Raw genomic sequence first — 1,536 nt, 5'->3', positions numbered from 1 at the left:
ATCTGGTGGACGAGAACCTGGCCCAGGCCGTGGACGGCTTGATCGCGGTGCTGACGAACTCAGGCCTCTCCGCCCTTGAAATTCCGGCCCTTCAGGGCCAAACCCTCGCCCAATCGCTCGCCCCGGATTCGACCTCATGACCCAGCCGACCCAACACCAGAAGGTGCTCATCGTCGATTTCGGCAGCCAGGTGACGCAGCTGATCGCGCGCCGCCTGCGCGAGGCCGGGGTCTATTGCGAGATTCACCCCTACAACAAGGCGGGCGAGGCTTTGGCGGCGATGCAGCCGCAAGCCATCATCCTGTCGGGCGGCCCCAATTCTACGACCGAGGCGGACAGCCCGCGCGTCGATCACGCCGTCTTCGACTACGGCGCGCCGATCCTGGGCATCTGCTACGGCGAGCAGCTGATCTGCGCCGAGCTGGGCGGCAAGGTCGAGAGCGGCCACCACGCCGAGTTCGGCCGCGCCGAGATCGTCATCACCAAGGACAGCCCGCTGTTCGCGGGGATCGGCGCCCTGGATCACCGCGAGCCGGTGTGGATGAGCCACGGCGACCGCGTGACGGCCCTGCCGGAAGGCTTCCACGTCATCGCCACCTCGGAAGGCGCGCCCTTCGCCGCCATTGCCGATGAGGCGCGCAAGATCTACGGCGTGCAGTTCCACCCCGAGGTGGTGCACACCCCGCGCGGCGCCCAGCTGCTGAAGAACTTCACCCACGGCGTGGCGGGCCTGACCGGCGACTGGACCATGGCCGCCTATCGCGACGAGCAGATCGCCAAGATCCGCGAACAGGTCGGCGACGCCAAGGTCATCTGCGGCCTGTCGGGCGGGGTCGACTCATCGGTCGCCGCCGTGCTGATCCACGAGGCCATCGGCGACCAGCTGACCTGCGTCTTCGTCGACACCGGCCTGCTGCGCAAGGACGAGGCCAAGCAGGTCACGGAACTGTTCCTCGAGCACTACAACATCCCGCTGGTGCACGTTGATGCGTCTAAGGAATTTCTCGGCGAACTGGCCGGGATTTCGGACCCGGAAACCAAGCGCAAGACTATCGGCCGCGTCTTCATCGAGGTGTTCGACCGCGAGGCCGCCAAGATCGAAGGCGCCGCCTTCCTGGCCCAGGGCACCCTCTATCCCGACGTGATCGAGAGCGTGTCCCCGACCGGCGGCCCCTCTCACGTCATCAAGAGCCACCACAACGTCGGCGGCCTGCCGGACTTCATGAAGCTGAAGCTGGTGGAACCCCTGCGCGAACTGTTCAAGGACGAGGTGCGGGCGCTTGGCCGCGAACTGGGCCTGACGGACGCCTTCGTCGGCCGCCATCCCTTCCCCGGACCGGGCCTGGCCATCCGCATCCCCGGCGAGATCACGCCGGAGGCGGTCGCCACCCTGCAGGACGCGGACGCCATCTATCTGGACGAGATCCGCAAGGCGGGCCTCTACGACGACATTTGACAGGCATTCGCCGTGCTGCTGCCGGTCAAGACGGTCGGCGTCCAGGGCGACGCCCGCACCTATGAAAAGGTGCTGGCCCT

1 pseudogene is annotated in these 1,536 nt (G+C 67.0%); it reads left to right on the top strand.

The features are described from left to right. Nucleotides 1-136: 136 nt before the first annotated feature. Nucleotides 137-1,536: pseudogene (guaA, locus tag ACU5AP_RS16240) on the top strand (glutamine-hydrolyzing GMP synthase); the annotation flags it as partial.

This window comes from Brevundimonas sp. RM1 (assembly GCF_052907225.1).
Note: the sequence above shows the minus strand (reverse complement) of the source record. Positions and strands in the feature narration are given on the sequence as shown.